This window comes from Nocardioides sp. BGA-UO-ETr-FS32 (genome assembly GCF_059567905.1).
This window is the reverse complement of the sequence record NZ_JCAQOX010000017.1, coordinates 708,287-724,690: the sequence shown is the minus strand read 5'-3', so window position 1 is coordinate 724,690 and position 16,404 is coordinate 708,287. Positions and strand designations below refer to the sequence as shown.

The 16,404-nt window shown below is 72.5% G+C and carries 19 protein-coding genes; 6 read left to right on the top strand and 13 right to left on the bottom strand.

Annotated elements, in window-relative coordinates; all coding sequences use genetic code 11:
* The 6 genes from katG to AC57BS_RS23610 all read right to left on the bottom strand — a co-directional run bounded on the left by katG (position 1) and on the right by AC57BS_RS23610 (position 5,776).
* Positions 1-2,274 (bottom strand): catalase/peroxidase HPI, encoded by a 2,274-nt coding sequence (katG, locus tag AC57BS_RS23635; protein ID WP_496413885.1) that lies wholly within the window; start codon positions 2,272-2,274, stop codon positions 1-3.
* A gap of 29 nt (positions 2,275-2,303) precedes the next feature.
* On the bottom strand, positions 2,304-2,783 hold the full coding sequence (locus AC57BS_RS23630; protein ID WP_496413884.1) for a Fur family transcriptional regulator: 480 nt from the start codon (positions 2,781-2,783) through the stop codon (positions 2,304-2,306).
* Between the two features lie 40 nt (positions 2,784-2,823).
* Entirely contained in the window at positions 2,824-3,381 is a 558-nt protein-coding gene (locus AC57BS_RS23625; protein ID WP_496413883.1) for a GNAT family N-acetyltransferase, read from the bottom strand.
* A gap of 34 nt (positions 3,382-3,415) precedes the next feature.
* Positions 3,416-4,387 (bottom strand): SDR family NAD(P)-dependent oxidoreductase, encoded by a 972-nt coding sequence (locus AC57BS_RS23620; protein WP_496413882.1) that lies wholly within the window; start codon positions 4,385-4,387, stop codon positions 3,416-3,418.
* Between the two features lie 7 nt (positions 4,388-4,394).
* Entirely contained in the window at positions 4,395-5,264 is an 870-nt protein-coding gene (locus AC57BS_RS23615) for an aldo/keto reductase (protein WP_496413881.1), read from the bottom strand.
* A 74-nt stretch (positions 5,265-5,338) separates the two neighbouring features.
* On the bottom strand, positions 5,339-5,776 hold the full coding sequence (locus AC57BS_RS23610) for a BLUF domain-containing protein (protein ID WP_496413880.1): 438 nt from the start codon (positions 5,774-5,776) through the stop codon (positions 5,339-5,341).
* 137 nt (positions 5,777-5,913) lie between these two features.
* Here AC57BS_RS23610 and AC57BS_RS23605 point away from each other — a divergent pair, with 137 nt between their 5' ends.
* Positions 5,914-6,270, top strand: coding sequence for an MmcQ/YjbR family DNA-binding protein (locus AC57BS_RS23605; RefSeq protein WP_496413879.1), 357 nt, complete (start codon positions 5,914-5,916; stop codon positions 6,268-6,270).
* A gap of 326 nt (positions 6,271-6,596) precedes the next feature.
* On the opposite strand, the gene AC57BS_RS23600 is transcribed toward AC57BS_RS23605, so the two are convergent.
* Both AC57BS_RS23600 and AC57BS_RS23595 read right to left on the bottom strand, forming a co-directional pair.
* A complete protein-coding gene (locus tag AC57BS_RS23600; RefSeq protein WP_496413878.1) occupies positions 6,597-6,983 on the bottom strand; it encodes a DUF6069 family protein in 387 nt (128 codons plus the stop codon).
* Positions 6,980-7,981 (bottom strand): RNA polymerase subunit sigma-70, encoded by a 1,002-nt coding sequence (locus tag AC57BS_RS23595; protein ID WP_496413877.1) that lies wholly within the window; start codon positions 7,979-7,981, stop codon positions 6,980-6,982. The genes AC57BS_RS23600 and AC57BS_RS23595 overlap by 4 nt, the downstream gene beginning before the upstream one ends.
* A gap of 117 nt (positions 7,982-8,098) precedes the next feature.
* Between AC57BS_RS23595 and AC57BS_RS23590 the strand changes: the two genes are divergently transcribed.
* Positions 8,099-9,634, top strand: coding sequence for a CYTH and CHAD domain-containing protein (locus tag AC57BS_RS23590; RefSeq protein WP_496413876.1), 1,536 nt, complete (start codon positions 8,099-8,101; stop codon positions 9,632-9,634).
* On the opposite strand, the gene AC57BS_RS23585 is transcribed toward AC57BS_RS23590, so the two are convergent.
* From AC57BS_RS23585 to AC57BS_RS23570, 4 genes are all read right to left on the bottom strand, one after another.
* On the bottom strand, positions 9,603-9,767 hold the full coding sequence (locus tag AC57BS_RS23585) for a hypothetical protein (RefSeq protein ID WP_496413875.1): 165 nt from the start codon (positions 9,765-9,767) through the stop codon (positions 9,603-9,605). The two genes, AC57BS_RS23590 and AC57BS_RS23585, sit on opposite strands and share 32 nt — an antisense overlap.
* Before the next feature lie 109 nt (positions 9,768-9,876).
* Positions 9,877-10,743 (bottom strand): sulfite exporter TauE/SafE family protein, encoded by an 867-nt coding sequence (locus tag AC57BS_RS23580; RefSeq protein ID WP_496413874.1) that lies wholly within the window; start codon positions 10,741-10,743, stop codon positions 9,877-9,879.
* A complete protein-coding gene (locus AC57BS_RS23575; RefSeq protein WP_496413873.1) occupies positions 10,740-11,333 on the bottom strand; it encodes a rhodanese-like domain-containing protein in 594 nt (197 codons plus the stop codon). Before AC57BS_RS23575 ends, AC57BS_RS23580 begins: the two co-directional genes overlap by 4 nt.
* 48 nt (positions 11,334-11,381) lie before the next feature.
* The gene (locus tag AC57BS_RS23570; RefSeq protein ID WP_496413872.1) at positions 11,382-12,746 is read right to left on the bottom strand and encodes an MBL fold metallo-hydrolase; all 1,365 of its coding nucleotides are present in this window, start codon (positions 12,744-12,746) and stop codon (positions 11,382-11,384) included.
* Positions 12,747-12,836: 90 nt separating this feature from the next.
* On the opposite strand from AC57BS_RS23570, the gene AC57BS_RS23565 reads away from it, so the two are divergent.
* Genes AC57BS_RS23565 through AC57BS_RS23550 form a run of 4 tightly spaced genes read left to right on the top strand, consistent with a single transcriptional unit; the run spans position 12,837 to position 15,556 of the window.
* Positions 12,837-13,508: an ArsR/SmtB family transcription factor gene (locus tag AC57BS_RS23565; protein ID WP_496413871.1), complete on the top strand. Its 672-nt coding sequence runs from the start codon at positions 12,837-12,839 to the stop codon at positions 13,506-13,508.
* Complete coding sequence (locus AC57BS_RS23560; RefSeq protein ID WP_496413870.1) at positions 13,505-13,984, top strand: hypothetical protein; 480 nt, start codon at positions 13,505-13,507, stop codon at positions 13,982-13,984. The genes AC57BS_RS23565 and AC57BS_RS23560 overlap by 4 nt, the downstream gene beginning before the upstream one ends.
* Complete coding sequence (locus AC57BS_RS23555) at positions 13,977-14,687, top strand: DsbA family protein (RefSeq protein WP_496413869.1); 711 nt, start codon at positions 13,977-13,979, stop codon at positions 14,685-14,687. Before AC57BS_RS23560 ends, AC57BS_RS23555 begins: the two co-directional genes overlap by 8 nt.
* The gene (locus AC57BS_RS23550) at positions 14,684-15,556 is read left to right on the top strand and encodes a cytochrome c biogenesis CcdA family protein (RefSeq protein WP_496413868.1); all 873 of its coding nucleotides are present in this window, start codon (positions 14,684-14,686) and stop codon (positions 15,554-15,556) included. Before AC57BS_RS23555 ends, AC57BS_RS23550 begins: the two co-directional genes overlap by 4 nt.
* Before the next feature lie 26 nt (positions 15,557-15,582).
* Here AC57BS_RS23550 and AC57BS_RS23545 read toward each other — a convergent pair whose 3' ends face one another.
* Positions 15,583-16,404, bottom strand: a complete 822-nt coding sequence (locus tag AC57BS_RS23545) for a TSUP family transporter (RefSeq protein ID WP_496413867.1) — start codon at positions 16,402-16,404, stop codon at positions 15,583-15,585.

Here is a 16,404-nt window from a genome sequence, read left to right as displayed (position 1 = left end):
TCAGCGCAGGTCGAACCTGTCGTTGTCCATGACCTGGGCCCACGCGGCGACGAAGTCGGCGACGAACTTGTCGCGCGCGTCCTCGCTGGCGTAGACCTCGGCGAGCGCACGGAGCTGGGAGTTCGAGCCCAGGACCAGGTCGATCGCCGTGGCCGTCCACTTCAGCTCGCCCGAGGCGACGTCGCGGATCTCGTAGACGCCCTCCTCCGACTGCGACGCCTTCCACTGCGTGCCCGGGGACAGCAGGTGGGCGAAGAAGTCGTTGGTCAGGACCCCCGGCCGGTCGGTCAGCACGCCGTGCGCGGTGCCGCCGGCGTTGGCGCCGAGCGCCCGCAGGCCGCCGAGCAGGACGGTCATCTGCGGCGCGGAGAGACCCAGCAGGTAGGCCTTGTCGACCAGCAGCTTCTCCGGCTGGAGCTTCTCGCCGGGGCGGGTCCAGTTGCGGAACCCGTCGGCGCGGGGCTCGAGCCAACGCATCGAGTCGACGTCGGTCTGCTCCTGCGTGGCGTCCGTCCGACCGGGCGTGAACGGCACGGTCACGTCGTGACCGGCGTCCGCGGCCGCCTTCTCGATCGCCGCGGCACCGCCGAGGACGATGAGGTCGGCCAGCGACACCTGCGCGCCACCGGCGGAGTTGAACTCCTCCTGCACGCGCTCGATCGCCGCGAGCGAGGTGTCCAGGTCGAGGTCGGCGTGGGCCGCCCAGCCCCGCTGCGGCTCGAGGCGGATGCGGGCGCCGTTGGCACCGCCGCGGCGGTCCGTACGACGGAAGGTCGCGGCGGACGCCCAGGCGAGCGACACCAGCTGGGAGACCGACAGGCCGGAGGCGAGCAGCTTCTCCTTGAGCGAGGCGATGTCGGCGTCCCCGACCAGCTCACCCTCGACCGGCGGCACCGGGTCCTGCCACAGCTGCGCCTCGGGGACCCAGGGGCCGAGCAGGTGCGGGCCGACCGGTCCCATGTCGCGGTGCAGCAGCTTGTACCAGGCCTTGGCGAAGGCCTCCGCGAACTGGTCGGGGCTCTCGAGGAAGCGGCGCGAGATCTTCTCGTAGGCCGGGTCGAAGCGCAGCGCCAGGTCGGAGGTGAGCATCGTCGGACGGTGCTTCTTCGACGGGTCGTGCGCGTCGGGGATGATCGCGTCGTCGGTCTTGGCGACCCACTGCTTGGCGCCGGCGGGGCTCTCGGTGAGCTCCCACTCGTAGCCGAAGAGGATCTCGAAGTAGCGGTTGCTCCACTGGGTGGGGACGTCGGTCCAGGTGACCTCGAGGCCGGACGTGATCGTGTCGCCGCCCTTGCCGGAGCCGTACGAGCTCAGCCAGCCGAGGCCCTGGTTCTCGAGCGGGGCGCCCTCGGGCTCGGGGCCGATGAGGTCGGCGTCACCGTTTCCGTGGGTCTTGCCGAAGGTGTGGCCGCCGGCGATGAGCGCAACGGTCTCCTCGTCGTTCATCGCCATCCGGGCGAAGGTCTCGCGGATGTCGCGCGCCGAGGCCACCGGGTCGGGGTTGCCGTTGGGGCCCTCGGGGTTGACGTAGATCAGGCCCATCTGGACGGCGCCGAGGCCCTCGCCGAGCTCGCGCTCGCCGGAGTAGCGCTCGTCGCCGAGCCAGGTGTCCTCGGGACCCCAGAAGATCTCCTCGGGCTCCCAGACGTCCTCTCGGCCGAAGGCGAAGCCGAAGGTCTCGAAGCCCATGTCCTCGAGGGCGACGTTGCCGGCGAGCACCAGCAGGTCGGCCCAGGAGATCTTCTGGCCGTACTTCTGCTTCACCGGCCACAGCAGGCGGCGCGCCTTGTCGAGGTTGGCGTTGTCGGGCCACGAGTTGAGGGGGGCGAACCGCTGGCCGCCGTCGCCCGCGCCACCGCGGCCGTCCTGGACGCGGTAGGTGCCGGCGGAGTGCCAGCTCATCCGGATCATCAGGCCGCCGTAGTGGCCGAAGTCGGCGGGCCACCAGTCCTGCGAGGTGCGCAGGGTCTGGGCGATGTCGGCCTTGAGCGCCTCGACGTCGAGCTTGGCGAACTCCTCGCGATAGCTGAAGCCGGCGCCGAGCGGGTTGCCCTTCGGCGAGTGCGCGTGCAGGACCGAGAGGTCGAGCTGGTTGGGCCACCAGTCCTGGTTGGTGTGGGGCCGGCCCTGCTTGGGCTCGGGGGAGTCGATGACGGGGTTCTCGCTCTCGCTGCCCTCGGCAGTGACGGAGTCGTGCATGACCGGGCAGCCGGCCTCGGCCTTGCGGTCCACGCCCTGGGGGCTCTCGGGTGCGGTGTCCTGGTTGTCGGTCATGGCGGTCCTTCCGGGTTCGGGTGTCGAGGTCACGAGCGGGTGTCGGTGGTGTTGGCAGCGGTGTCTGGGCTGGTGTCTGTGGCGGTTGAGCAGGCGGGGCAGAGGCCCCAGTAGGTGACCTCGGCCTCGTCGATGACGAAGCCGTGGGTGTCGGAGGCGTCGAGGCACGGGCGTACGCCGACGGCGCAGTCGACGTCGGCGACGACGCCGCACGAGCGGCAGACCACGTGGTGGTGGTTGTCGCCGACGCGCAGCTCGTAGCGCGCGACCGAGCCGGCCGGCTGGATCCTGCGGACCAGCCCGGACTCCGACAGTGCGCCGAGCACGTCGTACACGGCCTGGTGGGAGACCGTCGGCTCCTCGGAGCGTACGGCCGCGAGGACGCTGCCCGTGTCGGCGTGCGGGTGGCGGCGTACGGCGCGCAGGACGGCGAGACGCGGGCGGGTGACCCTCAGGTCAGCGCTGCGGAGCAGGTGCTCGAACTCAGCCTCGGTCGCGTGGTCGTCCATCGCGCTCCACCCTGCCCCCTTTTCTTGAACCAGTCAAGTTTTATGTGCGTCGGGTCGGCAGGCCGGACCACTCGCGCGCCAGGATCGCCCACACCTCGAGGTCCTGACGCTCCTCGCGCACCGGGAACACCTCGCGCAGGGTGCCCTCATGGGTGAACCCGAGGCGCTCGGCGACGCGTCGGCTCGCGAAGTTGCCCGGGGCGCAGCGCCACTCCACGCGGTGCAGGTCGCGCTCGGTGAACGCCCAGTCGAGCATGGCGGCGACGGCCCGGGTGACGATCCCGCGACCACGGGCGGAGGCGGCGAGGAAGACGCCGGCCTCAGCGGTCCGGGAGCGCGCGTTGATGCTCGGGAAGAGCGTCCCGCCCACGAGCTCGTCGTCGACCCAGATGCCGTAGAGGCGGCGGTTGCCCTCGCCGCGGCCCTTGGTGAAGCCGTCGATGAAGCCACGGGCCCCCTCGACGTCCTCGAAGCCCTCCCACGGCAGCCAGTCGTAGAAGTCGGCGCCGTGCGCGCGGAACAGCTCGGCGAGCTGCTCGGCGTGCCAAGGCTCGAGGTCGGTCAGGCGGACGTCGTCGTCGATCTGCAGGCTCAGCACCGCGCCACCATACGGACTCGTCGCGGACGACGGCTCAGTCGAACCCGGCCGCCTCGCGCAGCCACGACCACGCCCGGGCCCGGTCGGAGCCGCTCGCCCGCGTCGTCGGGAGCAGGTTGGTCGGCCGCTCGACGCGGTCGTGCCAGAAGCGCCCCGTCGGCGGCGCGGGCTCGACGGCGGTGAGCCACACGCTGGTGTCGGCCCCCTGGGCGTCGTCGCGCAGGACCGGGCGGGTGAGCCTGCGGAAGGTCGGCAGGGACTCCTGCACCCCGGGGGTGTCGGCCCAGCCCGGGTGCATGGTGGCCACGGTGATCCCGTCCGCGGCCCAGCGCTCGCCGAGGAGCGGTGCCGTCTCGACCTGCCAGCGCTTGGACCGGGCGTACGACGTGGTCGGCGAGTAGTCGCCGGTCGTGTAGCCCGGGTCGTCGGCGCGCAGCGGCTGGCCGTACATCCCGCCGCTGCTGACCAGCACCACCCGGCCGCCGGCTCCGGTGGAGAGGGGTCCCCGCAGCGCCTCGGTCATCACCACCGGCCCGACGAGGTGCACCGCGAGGCTGAGCTCGTGGCCCTGCGGCGACTCGCTGCGGGTCGGCGGCATGACGCCGGCGTTGTGCACGATCGCGTGGAGGTCGGGGACCTCGCCGGCGAGGTCGGCGGCGAAGCGGCGTACGTCGTCGAGGTCGGCGACGTCGCAGCGCCACAGTCGTACGTCCGCGCCGGGGTGCGTCGCCCGGATCCGCTCAGCGACCCCGGCCCCCTTGGCCTCGTCACGCACGAGCATGTGCACGACGGCGCCGTAGGTGACCAGGCCCTCGACCGTGGCGATGCCCAGCCCGGAGCTCGCTCCGGTGACGAGGACGTGGCGTCCCTCGAGCGAGCGCGGCAGCGGGTCGGCCGGCCAGCCGGGGAGCGTACGCCGCACGGCGAGGCCGATCGTGGTGTAGCCGAGGACGAGCGAGCGGTCCATGGCCGCGTCGACTGCGCGGGCGAGGAGCGGGCGGGGCACGGTCGCCTCAGCTCGCGTCGAGCCGGGCCAGCTCGTCGGCGGTGAGCTCGATGTCGGCCGCGGCCGCCGAGTCGGTGATCGACGAGGGGCGCTTCGCGCCGGGGATCGGGATGACGACCGGCGACTGCGCCAGCTCCCACGCGAGGGCGACCTGCTGGGCGCTGACGCCGCGGTCCCGTGCGATCTCGGCGAAGGCGGGGTGCTTCTCGGCGAGCTCCTTGGCGTCGGAGAGGCCACCCAGCGGGCTCCACGGCAGGAACGCGAGGCCGAGCTCCTCGCAGACGTCGATCTCCGGCTTGCTCGAGCGGAACTTCGGGCTGAACTGGTTCTGCACGCTCACCAGGGCGTCACCGAGGACCGCGTGCGCGTCGCGGATCTGCTGCGGGTCGGCGTTGGAGAGGCCGAGGTGGGCGACCTTGCCGCTGTCGGCGATCTCCTTGAGCGTGCCGATGACCTCGGCGTAGGGGACCTTGGGGTCGGGGCGGTGGTGCTGCCACAGCGACAGCTGGTCCACGCCGAGGCGCTGCAGGCTGGCGTCGACGGCCTCGCGGAGGTGGGCCGCGGAGCTGTCGGTGTCCCAGCCGCCGCCCTCGGTGCGGACGTGGCCGCCCTTGGTGGCGAGCAGCACCTGGTCGCGCACGCCGAGCTCGTCGAGGAGCGAGGCGATGAGGCGCTCGTTCTCGCCCTGGGCGCCCTCGCCCTTCTCGTCGCCAGGACCGTAGGCGTCGGCGGTGTCGAAGAGCGTGACGCCGGCCTCGAGGGCGGCGGAGACGGTGTCGAGGAGCTGCTGGCGCGGCTGGGTGCCGGTCTGGTCGAAGGTCATCAGGCCGAGCCCGATGGCGCCGACCTGCTGGTTGCCGAGGGTGCGAGTCTGCATGTCCTCGACCCTACGACCGGCACCGAAGCACGACCCCACCCCGATGCAGGCGTCCGGCGGTGGCCGGGCGGTCCTCAGGCGGTGTTGAGCCGGAAGGACTCGAGCAGCTCGAAGGCCGGCGCCACGTGGGCGAGGAGGTCGTGCCCGACGGACTGGCGGGCGAACTCGTCGAAGTCCTGGAGGTCGGCGACCTCGCGGGCGGAGACGTTGCGAAAGCCCATCGACCACGTCGAGAAGGAGCGGTCGACGACGTGGCGCCGGTCGACGACGCGTACGTCGCCGTGGCGGGGGTCGCCCTGGATCGCGTCGAACACGGAGTCGACGGCAAACGACGTGCCCTCGAGCGTCTGGATCACGTTGCCGCCGCTGTAGAGCAGCAACCCGGTCAGCCCCAGGCGCTCGTTCTTGGGGCGGATCTGCTCGATCAGCTCGACGAGCTGGGCGACCGACATCAGGCGCGTCGCTGCGCTGGTGTAGGTCAGCGTCAGGAGCTGGGGGTCGTCGGTGTGCATGGCTGCTGGGGACGCTAGCCACGTCGGGGGGTGGACACATCACCCCGAGGGGGAGTTGTCGGTGGCCCGCCCGAGACAGGGCGACAGGCCCGAGTTCTGGGGATGCCCGCTGGCGACGACGTGCGGATACTGGTCGAGTGGCGGTGCTCGACGACGTCCTGCAGCTGGGCTCGACCCTGGAGCGGTCGTACGTCGCCACCGTGCGCGGGCGGCTGAAGTTCCGGGTCGGCTCGATCGTCTACGTCGCGTTCTCCGAGGACGAGACCGTGATGGGATTCGCGTTCCCCAAGGAGGAGCGCGACGCCCTCGTCGAAAGCGACCCGCGCTTCCACCTGCCCGACGAGTCGGACCTGCGGTTCAACTGGGTGCACGCGACCCTGGCCGAGCTCGACCCGGTCGAGGCCCGCGAGATCGTGGTGGACGCGTGGCGGATGGTGGTGCCGCAGCGCCTCGCCCGGGCGTACGACGAGGCGCACCCGGACGGCCCGGGCTGAGCCCGGCGCCTGCCCCCTGGTGTCTGGTGTCCGGGGTCCGGGGTCCGGGGTGACGGCCGGACGGCCGGCCCGCCCGTCGGTAGTCCAGTGGCGTCTGGCTCCGGGCCGGGGTAGTCCAGGGGGGTGTGGTTGTCGGTCGGGGTAGTCCAGTGGGTTCCGGTCGACCCCGGACCGATCTCCCAGCCACTTCCCACTGGACTACCCCACGGGGGTCGTTGCCAGCCACTACCCACTGGACTACCCCCACGAGGGCGGGCGCAGGGCCTCGGTCTCCCGACTGCGCACGGCCGCGTCGAGGGCGCCCAGGCCGTCGTGGACGAAGTACGTCAGGCGGCCATCCGGAGCGTCCGCGCGACCGTCGGGACCACCAGCGCCGCGGCGAGGAGGTGCAGCAGCACGAGGGTCAGGGCCGTGGCGGTGTCGGCGGCCGCCAGGAACGGCGGGACCAGGGAGATCGCGGTCAGCGCGACGGTCGTGCGCCACCACCACTGCACAGGCCGGTCGCTCCACTGCCGCAGCCCCGCCGCGATGCCGACCCCGACCACGGAGAAGACGGTGGTGACGAACGCGATGCCCGACACCGGGATGGCCTCGCCGCCGGTGACCTCGAGGTCGACGCCCGCGGCACGCGCGACCGCGGCCACGACGGCGTTCAGCGCGGCCGCCGCGACGGCGGCCCCCAGCCCGGTGGCGACGAGCCGCCGAGCGCTCACTGCCCGGCCTCGTCGGCGCCCAGCCGCTCGGGCAAGCCGAGCGAGGCGAACCGGTCGGCGTCGAAGATGGTGACCTCGGTGACCATCCCGCCGGAGATGCGCAGCACGTCGAGGGTCAGGGCGACGTACGCCGCCTCCTGCTCGCGCCACAGGTAGTAGGCGACCGCCGGCTGGCGGTTGACCGCCGTGGGGACCGCGCGCAGGCCGGTCATCTCGGGGTAGCCGTTGGCCGTCCAGTCCGCGACGACGGCGTCCCGGCCGACGACCAGTCCCTCCCACGGCGGCATCGAGTAGCGGACGTCGTCACGCATCATCGCGGCGATCGCGTCGAGGTCGGTCGCCACGCTGGCGTCGGTGAAGCGGCGTACGAGCTCGCGGTTCTCCACGTCCGTGTCCGCGCCCGTCCACTCCTGGCGCTCGGCGGGCAGGTGCTCGCGCATGCCGGCGCGGGCCCGCTGGAGGGCGCTGTTGACGGAGTTGACCGAGTCGCCGAGCAGGTCGGCGACGTCCTTCGCCGGCCAGCCGAGCACGTCACGCAGGACGAGCACGGCACGCGGTCGCGGCGCGAGGTGCTGGACCGCCACGACGTACGCCAGCTCGATCGTCTCCCGCGCCATCGCGAGCGCCTCGGGCTCCTCGGCGTCGGCAGCGGGCAGCTCGTCGAGCAGGCTGTCGGGGTACGGCTGCAGCCACCGCACCTCCCCACCCGTCGCGGGCCCGGGACGGCGCGCGTCGAGCAGGTCGAGACACGCGTTGGTCGCGATCCGGTAGAGCCAGGCCCGGACGGTCGAGCGCCCCTCGTACGTCCCGCGCGCCCGCCACGCCTTGAGGAAGGTCTCCTGCACCGCGTCCTCGGCGTCCTGGAACGACCCGAGCATCCGGTAGCAGTGCACGTGCAGCTCGCGTCGGTGCCGCTCGGCGAGCTCCGCGAAGCCCGCCTCGTCCACGTCCGCCAGCTCGCCCACGTGGACCTCCTCCACACTCGTGTCGACCGTCATGGCCCATCCTTCCGTCCGTCGTGTCCTTGTCACCCGTATGACGGCGGCGGGGGCCGGAACTCATCACTCACCCTCGCGCAGGGTGCGCGCGTGGCTCCCCGCAGCGGAGAATGTGTCATGGCGAACGTGTCCTGGACCGAGACCGAGCGCACCTTCGACGTCGACTCCGCGACCGTCCTTCCGACGATGCTCGATGTCGATGGCGTGGCACGGGTGGGTCAGGCGGTCGCGCACGACCTCGAGGCGGTCTACTTCGACACCGTCGACCTCGACCTGGCGCGCCGCGGTGTCACCGTACGGCGCAGGACCGGGGGCGCTGATGCGGGCTGGCACCTGAAGCTGCCCCCGGTCGGCGACACCCGGATCGAGCTGCGGCGGCCGCTCGGGCGCGCCACCCGAACGGTCCCCCGACCTCTGCTCGAGCCGGTGCGAGCCCTGGTGCGGGACCGTCACCTGGTCCCGGTCGCGCGCATCGCCACGCATCGCCTCGAGCGTGCGCTGCTCGACGCCGACGACGCCGTGCTGGCCCACGTCTGCGACGACCACGTACGCACCGAACAGCTCCACCTCGGCGACCAGGTGGACGAGTGGCGCGAGTGGGAGGTCGAGCTGGTCGCCGGTGACGACGCCCTCCTCGACCTGGTCGAGGAGGTGTTCTGGGAGGCCGGCGCCCGACGGGCGCAGGCGGCTTCGAAGCTGGCCCGGACACTGGCCGACCACCTTCCCCCTGCGACGTCGCCGATGCGCAAGAGGGAGCTCCGCCGATCCACCGCCGGAGTCGCCATCACGCACCGGCTGGGACGGCAGGTCGACCGGCTGCTCGAGCAGGACCGGCGGGTCAGGGCCGGCGCGGACGGGTCCGTGCACAAGATGCGCATCGCCGCCCGTCGGCTGCGGTCGACCCTCAAGACGTACGGTCCGCTCTTCGAGGACGCCGCCGCCACCGACGCGCTGGCCCGGGAGCTGCGGTGGCTCGGCCGGGCGCTCGGACCGGCGCGGGACGCCCAGGTCCTCCGGGAACGGTTGATCGAGCTGGTGGCGGCCGAGCCGGACCACCTGGTGCTCGGCCCGGTGGCCGCATCCATCGACGACGACCTCAGGGCGGCTGAACGGGCCGCCCGCGAAACGACGCTCGCCACACTCGGGGACCAGCGCTACTTCCGGCTGCTGGACGACCTCGACGAGCTCGTGCGAGCTCCGTCCTTCACGGCCGAGGCGCAGAAGCCGGCCCGGAAGGTGTTTCCGCGGCTGCTGCACCGCGACGCCAAGCGGCTCCGCCGCTCGGTGAAGGAGGTCCGGTGCGCGGCGGGCGGAGCGAAACGCGACGTCACTCTCCACGACGCCCGCAAGAAGGCGAAGCGTCTGCGCTACGCCGCCGAGTCCATGGCTCCGGTCCTCGGGAAGCGAGCCCGCGAGGTGGCCGCGTCGGCCAAGGAGATCCAACGAGTCCTCGGCCAGTTCCAGGACACGGTGATGTCACGCCGGGTCCTGCGTGACCACGGTGCGCGTGCACACGTGGAGGGACACAACGGCTTCACCTACGGCCGCCTGCACATGCTCGAGGAGGCGCACGCCGAAGCAGCCGTCCGCGAGTTCGACGACGCCTGGGCGCGGGTGTCCCTCAAGAAGCTGCGACGCCGGCTGCAGGCGTGAGGTGATCGTCGTCGGCCCCGGTCATGGTCCGCAGCACCTGAGCGGCCTCGAGCTCGCACTCCAGCCAGAAGCCCGCGTCGAAGAGGCGCTCCGACGCGTGTCGCGTCACGTCGATGGTCTCCACAGTGCTCACCCGTCCGTTTCGCCCCCGCGTCCTTGACGAGGAGACGGCGGCGCCCGCCACCCGTGACGCAGACTCACGGAGTTTTTCTGCCCGGAGCGGGTGCCACCGAGCCGGGCGGTCAGCCGGCGACGGCGCGACGGAGGGGGCAGGACCGCACGAAGTTCCAGCAGACGCTGGCCGCGAGAGCGACGGTGGCCAGGGTCGCGAGCGCCAGCGGCGCGGCCCAGGACGGTCCCTGCTGCACGAGGACGAAGATGCCCATGGCCAGCACGAACCAGCCGAAGGCCTTGCGCAGCGCGGCCTCCGGCACCTTGCTGGCCAGCCGGCCGCCGATGACGCTGCCGACGACGGCGGCGGCGGTGACGCCCAGGACGAGACCCCACGGCAGCTCGACCGAGCTGAGGTAGCCCGCCAGCCCGGCGAACGACTTCATCGCGATGACGAGGAGCGAGGTGCCGACAGCCACCGACATGGGCAGGCCGCCGAGGAGGACGAGCGCCGGCACGACGAGGAACCCGCCTCCGGCTCCGACCAGGCCGGTGACCACGCCGACCACGAGCCCGTCGACCACGATCCGCTTGACGGGCAGCTCGCCGTCGGACGTCTGGTGGGCCGGCGCCGCCTTGCGTCCGCGCAGCATGGCCAGCGAGGTGGCCACCATCATGATCGCGAACGCGATGAGCAGGACGTTGCCGGGCAGGTGTCCTCCGACGAGGCCTGCTGAGTAGGCACCGACCATGCCGGCGAGCCCGAAGATCAGGCCGGTGCGCCACTTCACCCGCCCCTGGCGGGCATGGCTGAGCATGCCCGCCAGCGAGGTGACGCCGACCACGAAGAGCGACGCCGCGATGGCGACCTTGGCGTCCAGCCCGGCGACGTACACCAGGATCGGCACGGTAAGGATCGACCCGCCACCGCCGAGCATCCCCAGCGAGATGCCGACGACGACGGCCAGAGCCAGGACGAGCGCCAAGGTGGCGGTCATGCCGCGTCGTCCCCGGCCAGCGCGGCGACGATCTCGTCGACGTCGCAGGAGTCCTTCGTGCGGTTCCACGGCATCTTGGACAACGCCATGCCCATGGCGCAGGTGTTGGTCAGGGCTGCACCGGTGAGGCCGGTCCCGATGGCCGCGGCGACCCACTTGAGCCTGGGCGCGGCGGTGCTCGCGAGGACGCTGCCGGCGACGATGGATCCCGCGACCAGACGGACCTGCCGCTCGAGCTCCCAGGTCTGCCGGCCCCGGTTGACGGGAGCGCCGGTCTGCTCCCAGGTGATCATGCCGCCGTCGAGCACGCGGAGACCGGGAAGCCCGGCCTCTCGGAGGGCTCGCTCGGCCTGCGAGGCGCGGGCCCCCGAGCGGCACACCAGGACGACGTGCTCGTCGAGGTGGCGGCGCAGCTCGTTGCGGTGCTCGCGGAGGGTGTCCAGGGGGACGTTGTAGGCGCCCGGGATGTGGGCGTTCTCGAACTCCGCCGGCGTCCGCACGTCCAGGACGCGCGGGGGCTCGGCGCCGGCCAGGCGCTCCTGGAGGGTCCGGGCGTCGAGCGTGCGGACCTCGGTAGCAGTGCTGGTCATGTGAAGGGTGTCTCCTTGTTGGTTCGGTGCGTGTGGGGGAAGAGGGGGTCAGACGAGCTCGAGCCCGGCCTTGCCGGCGCTCTCGTCGTACGAGTCGTCGATGGCGACCACGTCGTGACCGCGGGCCGCGAGGACCGACGCGACCACGCTGGCGCGGTAGCCGCCGGCGCAGTGGATCCACAGCTTCTGCCGCGGGATCGACTCGAGGTGGGCCAGGACGGCGTGGACGGGGACGTTCACCGCGCCGGCGATGTGGCTGGAGTCGAACTCCGCCGGACGGCGCACGTCGAGGATCACCCGCTCGGCGGCGGGGTTGTCGCGCAGGTCCTCGGCGAGCCCGGCGAAGTCGGTGACCGGGAAGCTCCCCAGCGGGGCGCCGTCGGCCCATTCCTCGGGCTTGCCGGTGGCCATCGCGGCCGGGTCCATGCCGATGCGGACCATGTCACGCTGCGCCTCGGCCACCTGCTCCGGCGTCTCGCCGAGCAGCGTGATGGTCGCGTCGTAGGGCAGGACCCAGCCGAGGTAGGTGATGAACTGCCCGTCGATGCCGAAGTTCACGCTGCCGGTGAGGTGGCCCGCGGCGAACGCCGAGCGGGTCCGGAGGTCGACGACCCACTCCCCTGCGTCGATGCGGCGGCGCAGCTCGGCCGGGTCCGCGAGCTCGGGCTCGGTCAGGTCGGGGGCACCGGGGCCGGCGGAGTTCGCCGGTCCCATCTGGGCGTAGTAGGCAGGGAACTCCTCGAGGCCGGCGACCAGCTCCTCGACGTACGCCTGCTCGTCCTTGGTCAGGGCCGGGTTCGACCGCTTCTCGTCGCCGATCGTGCTCGACGACGCCTCGGACTGGGTGGCCGAGCAGAAGCTGCCGAAGCCGTGCGTCGGGTAGACCTCGGTGGCGTCGGGAAGCTCCTCGGCCAGGCGCTGGGCGGAGTGCCACTGCGCGTGGACCAGGGCGTCGGTGTGGTCCGGGCCGAGCAGGTCGGGACGGCCGGTGGAACCGTAGAGCAGCGACCCACCGGTGAACACGGCCACCGGCTCGCCGTCGGCGGAGAGCGCGAAGGACAGGTGGGTGTGGGTGTGTCCGGGCGTGTGGACCACGCGGACTCGCATGCTGTCCCCGACGGCGACGACGTCCCCGTCGCGGACGGGGGTGCGCTCGAAGGCCACCGGGTCGTCGGCGTTGACGAGGTACTCCGCGCCGACCGCCTCGGCCAGCGCGAGCCCGCCGGTGACGTAGTCGTTGTGGATGTGGGTCTCGAAGACGTGCGTGATCGTCACGCCGGCCTCGTCGGCGGCGGCCAGGACGCGGTCGAAGTCGCGCTGCGGGTCGACGACGAAGGCGACGGAGCCGTCGTGGGCCAGGTAGGTCCGGTCGCCCAGACCGGGGGTGTCGATGGGAATGACGGTGGGGGTCATGGATCCTCCTCGATGTCGGTAGATACCCGGGGGGGTATGGCTCGACCGTAGCAAAGGATCTACCGTTCTCCAAAGATCATTGGAGGAACGATGAATGAAGAGCGCCGACACCACCTGTTCGACGAGCTCGCCGTGGTCGGCAAGGCCTTCGGCAGCCCCAAGCGGCTGGAGCTCGTCGAGCTGCTCGCGCAGGGCGAGCGCACGGTCGACGGACTGGCGCGTGCCGCGGGGATGGGCATGAGCACCGTCTCGGCCCACCTGCAGGTGCTCAAGCTCGCCAACCTGGTCCGCACCCGGCGCGACGGCACCAAGGTGTTCTACCGGCTCGCCGGCGACGACGTGGCCCACCTGTACGCCGCGATGCGCACCGTCGCCCGCGAGCGCTCGGCCGACGTCAGCCAGGCCCTCGAGGCCTACCTCAACCTGCCCGGCTCCGACGAGGTGGGCCTGGTCACCCGCGACGAGCTCGAGCGGATGCTCGCGGAGGGGGAGGTGACCCTGCTCGACGTACGTCCCCCCGAGGAGTACCTCGCCGGCCACATCCCGGGCGCCCGGAACACACCCCTCGGCACGCTGGACTCCGAGGTCGAGGCGTTGCAGCTGGCGTCGCACGTGGTGGCGTACTGCCGCGGCAGCTTCTGTGTCATGGCGCACGACGCCGTTCGCATCCTGGGCGGGGCTGGAGTCGAGGCCCGACGCCTGGAGGACGGGATGCTCGAGTGGCGCACCGCCGGGCTCCCCGTCGAGGCGGGCGCGTCATGACCGCCCCGTGGTCGGTCCTGCTCGCCTGGCCCGCACGACGGTGGCTGGTGGCGCTCGCCGCCGCGGCTGCCTTCGTGCTGGTCGTCGCCGTTCCCACGGACCTGATCGACACGCCGGTCTTCGGCCGCGAGGTGCCGCCCACGTGGTGGGCGTGGCCCTCGCTGCTGACGTCCTCACTGCTCGGCGGCCTGCTCGTCGCGACGTACGTGCGCGCTCCCAGCCAGCCCGACCGGGCCTCGAGCCGCCGAGGCGGCTGGGCCGGCGGGATGCTGACCTACTTCGCCGTCGGCTGCCCGGTGTGCAACAAGCTCGTCCTGCTCGCCCTGGGGAGCGCCGGTGCGATGACGTGGTTCGAGCCGTTCCAGCCCGTCCTGCAGGCCGCGGCCGTCCTGCTCCTCCTCTGGGCGCTGCGCAGCCGGCTGCTCGGAGAGCTGTCCTGTCCCACCCCGATCCTTGGAGACCCCGCACGTGCCTGAGAAGCGCAGGAGCCCCCTCGTCCCGATCATCGTCGCCGCCGTCGCCGCACTCGTCCTCGCCGTCGTGCTGCTCCAGGGCGGGGAGGACGAGGCGGACGCACCCGTCGACGCCGCGCCGGCGTCTGCCTCGGCGGCTCCTCCTGAGTCCTGGGAACAGCTCGTGCGCCGTGAGCCCGGCGACCCGATGGCGCTGGGCGAGCCCGACGCCCCGGTGGTGATGGTCGCCTACTCCGAGTTCCAGTGCCCGTTCTGCGGCAAGTTCGCCCGCGACACCGAGCCCGTCCTGGTCGAGAAGTTCGTCGAGGACGGCACCCTGCGCATCGAGTGGCGCGACTTCCCCTACCTGGGCGCGGAGTCGACCGTGGCGGCCCGTGGCGGCCGCGCAGCGGCGGCGCAGGGCCGGTTCTGGGAGTTCGAGGAGGCGATGTACGCCGACCAGCTCCCGCCCAACAGCGGCGACCTCGACGAGGACCACCTGGTCTCGGTGGCCGAGGACATCGGCCTCGACGTGGACCGCTTCCGGGACGACCTCGACTCCCCGGAGGTCGCGCAGGCGGTGCGGGAGGACTTCGCCGAAGGCCAGGCCATCGGCGTGACCGGCACTCCCGCCTTCCTCGTCAACGGCGTGCCGGTCATCGGCGCCCAACCCACCGAGGTCTTCGAGCGCACCATCGAGAAGGCCGCCGAGGAAGCGGGTCGATGAGCGAGGTCGGAGCCCTCGCTGCGTTCGCGGCCGGAGTCCTGGCACTGCTCTCACCGTGCAGCGCGCTGCTGCTGCCGTCGTTCTTCGCCTACGCCTTCGCCAGCCGGCGCGCGCTCCTGGCGCGGACCGTCGTCTTCTACGTCGGCCTGCTGGTGACCCTCGTGCCGCTCGGAACGGGCGCCAGCGCTGCCTCGTCGCTCTTCTACGGTCACCGGCCGCTGCTCATCGCCGTCGCGGGATGGACGATCATCGGCCTGGGCGTGCTCCAGCTGGCGGGTCGGGGCTTCGCCGTGCCGGGGGCGGCGCGCCTGCAGGCGGCCGTGTCGTCGCGCAGCGACGGCGGGTGGCTGTCCACCCTGCTCCTGGGGGCTGTCTACGGTCTCGCGGGCTTCTGCTCGGGTCCCGTGCTGGGCGCCATCCTCACCGTGGCGGCCACCCAGGACTCCCCGTGGCAGGGCGGAGCGCTGCTCGCGGTCTACGCCCTCGGCATGGCCGCCCCGCTGTTCGCGCTGGCGGCGCTGTGGGACCGCTTCGACCTCGGCCACCGTCGGTGGCTGCGCGGGCGCACCCTGTCCTGGGGGGCCGTACGCCTGCACACCACGTCACTGCTCGCCGGCCTGCTCTTCATCGCGGTCGGCGTGGTGTTCCTGCGCTACGACGGCACCGCGGGACTCACCGGCTCACTAGGCTTCGGCGACCTCACCGACCTCGAGTACTCCGCCCAGCGCGCCGTCGCCGAGTGGACCGCTCAGGTCCCGGCCTGGTCGCTCCTGCTGGGCATCGTGCTCATCGCGCTCGCCGTCGCCTGGCGGCGCCGAGGTCCCGTCGAGGAGCCATCCTCCGACCGGGAACGCGCAGGCATGCACTGAGGGAGCGCCGCGATGGTTCTCATGGGTCACAGAAGTGCCGGCAGGGCGCGCGAGGCGGTGTAGGTCGCGACCGCGAGGACGAGGACCGTGAACGCCGCTTGCAGCCGGTCGCTGTCGAGCCGGCCGACGATGCGGGCACCGGCCACGGCGGTGAGCGCCGAGACGGCTGTGAGCGCCGCCACGACCCCCCAGTCGGGACTGGTGCCGACACCCGCGCGGACGACGAGCGCCGCGGCGCTGGTGACGGTGATGACGACCAGGGAGGTGCCGGCGGCGTACTCCATCGGCAAGGCGAGCGCCAGGAGCAGGGCCGGTACGACGAGGAACCCGCCGCCGACGCCGAGGAAGCCGGTGAGCAGGCCCACTGCGGTAGCGGTGACCAGGACCTTGAGCGCGCGGGGGCAGTTGCAGGCGAAGGTGGGGCTGAACGTGATGATCGGGTCGTCCAGGGCCGGCCTGGGACCCCCCGTCGTGCCGCCGCGCGAGCGCCGGAGCTGACGCCACCCCATCAGGCCGCCCACGAACAGCATCAGTCCGGCGAAGGCCGCGAGCAGGACGTCGTCGGAGACGAGTGCCGAGGCCTTGGCGCCCGCCGCCGCGCCTCCGATCGCCACGACGCCGAAGACGGCCCCGCGACCGAGCAGCACGTTGCCCGCGCGGTGCGCGGCGACCGCCCCGGTCAGGGAGGTCACACCGACGACCACCAGTGAGCCGGTGGTCGCCTGGGTCGCCGACTGGTCGAGGAGGTAGACCAGCACCGGGACGGCGAGGATCGATCCGCCGCCGCCGAGCGCTCCGAGCGAGAGGCCGATGAGCGCGCCGGCGGCGACGGCGAGGACGAACGTCAT

Excerpts from the sequence above, each read along its gene's own strand:
- katG (WP_496413885.1), bottom strand. The coding sequence starts at position 2,274 with ATGACCGACAACCAGGACACCGCACCCGAGAGCCCCCAGGGCGTGGAC.
- AC57BS_RS23630 (WP_496413884.1), bottom strand. The coding sequence starts at position 2,783 with ATGGACGACCACGCGACCGAGGCTGAGTTCGAGCACCTGCTCCGCAGC.
- AC57BS_RS23615 (WP_496413881.1), bottom strand. The coding sequence starts at position 5,264 with ATGCAGACTCGCACCCTCGGCAACCAGCAGGTCGGCGCCATCGGGCTC.
- AC57BS_RS23610 (WP_496413880.1), bottom strand. The coding sequence starts at position 5,776 with ATGCACACCGACGACCCCCAGCTCCTGACGCTGACCTACACCAGCGCA.
- AC57BS_RS23595 (WP_496413877.1), bottom strand. The coding sequence starts at position 7,981 with ATGACGGTCGACACGAGTGTGGAGGAGGTCCACGTGGGCGAGCTGGCG.
- AC57BS_RS23590 (WP_496413876.1), top strand. The coding sequence starts at position 8,099 with ATGGCGAACGTGTCCTGGACCGAGACCGAGCGCACCTTCGACGTCGAC.
- AC57BS_RS23580 (WP_496413874.1), bottom strand. The coding sequence starts at position 10,743 with ATGACCGCCACCTTGGCGCTCGTCCTGGCTCTGGCCGTCGTCGTCGGC.
- AC57BS_RS23575 (WP_496413873.1), bottom strand. The coding sequence starts at position 11,333 with ATGACCAGCACTGCTACCGAGGTCCGCACGCTCGACGCCCGGACCCTC.
- AC57BS_RS23570 (WP_496413872.1), bottom strand. The coding sequence starts at position 12,746 with ATGACCCCCACCGTCATTCCCATCGACACCCCCGGTCTGGGCGACCGG.
- AC57BS_RS23565 (WP_496413871.1), top strand. The coding sequence starts at position 12,837 with ATGAATGAAGAGCGCCGACACCACCTGTTCGACGAGCTCGCCGTGGTC.
- AC57BS_RS23560 (WP_496413870.1), top strand. The coding sequence starts at position 13,505 with ATGACCGCCCCGTGGTCGGTCCTGCTCGCCTGGCCCGCACGACGGTGG.
- AC57BS_RS23550 (WP_496413868.1), top strand. The coding sequence starts at position 14,684 with ATGAGCGAGGTCGGAGCCCTCGCTGCGTTCGCGGCCGGAGTCCTGGCA.
- AC57BS_RS23545 (WP_496413867.1), bottom strand. The coding sequence starts at position 16,404 with ATGACGTTCGTCCTCGCCGTCGCCGCCGGCGCGCTCATCGGCCTCTCG.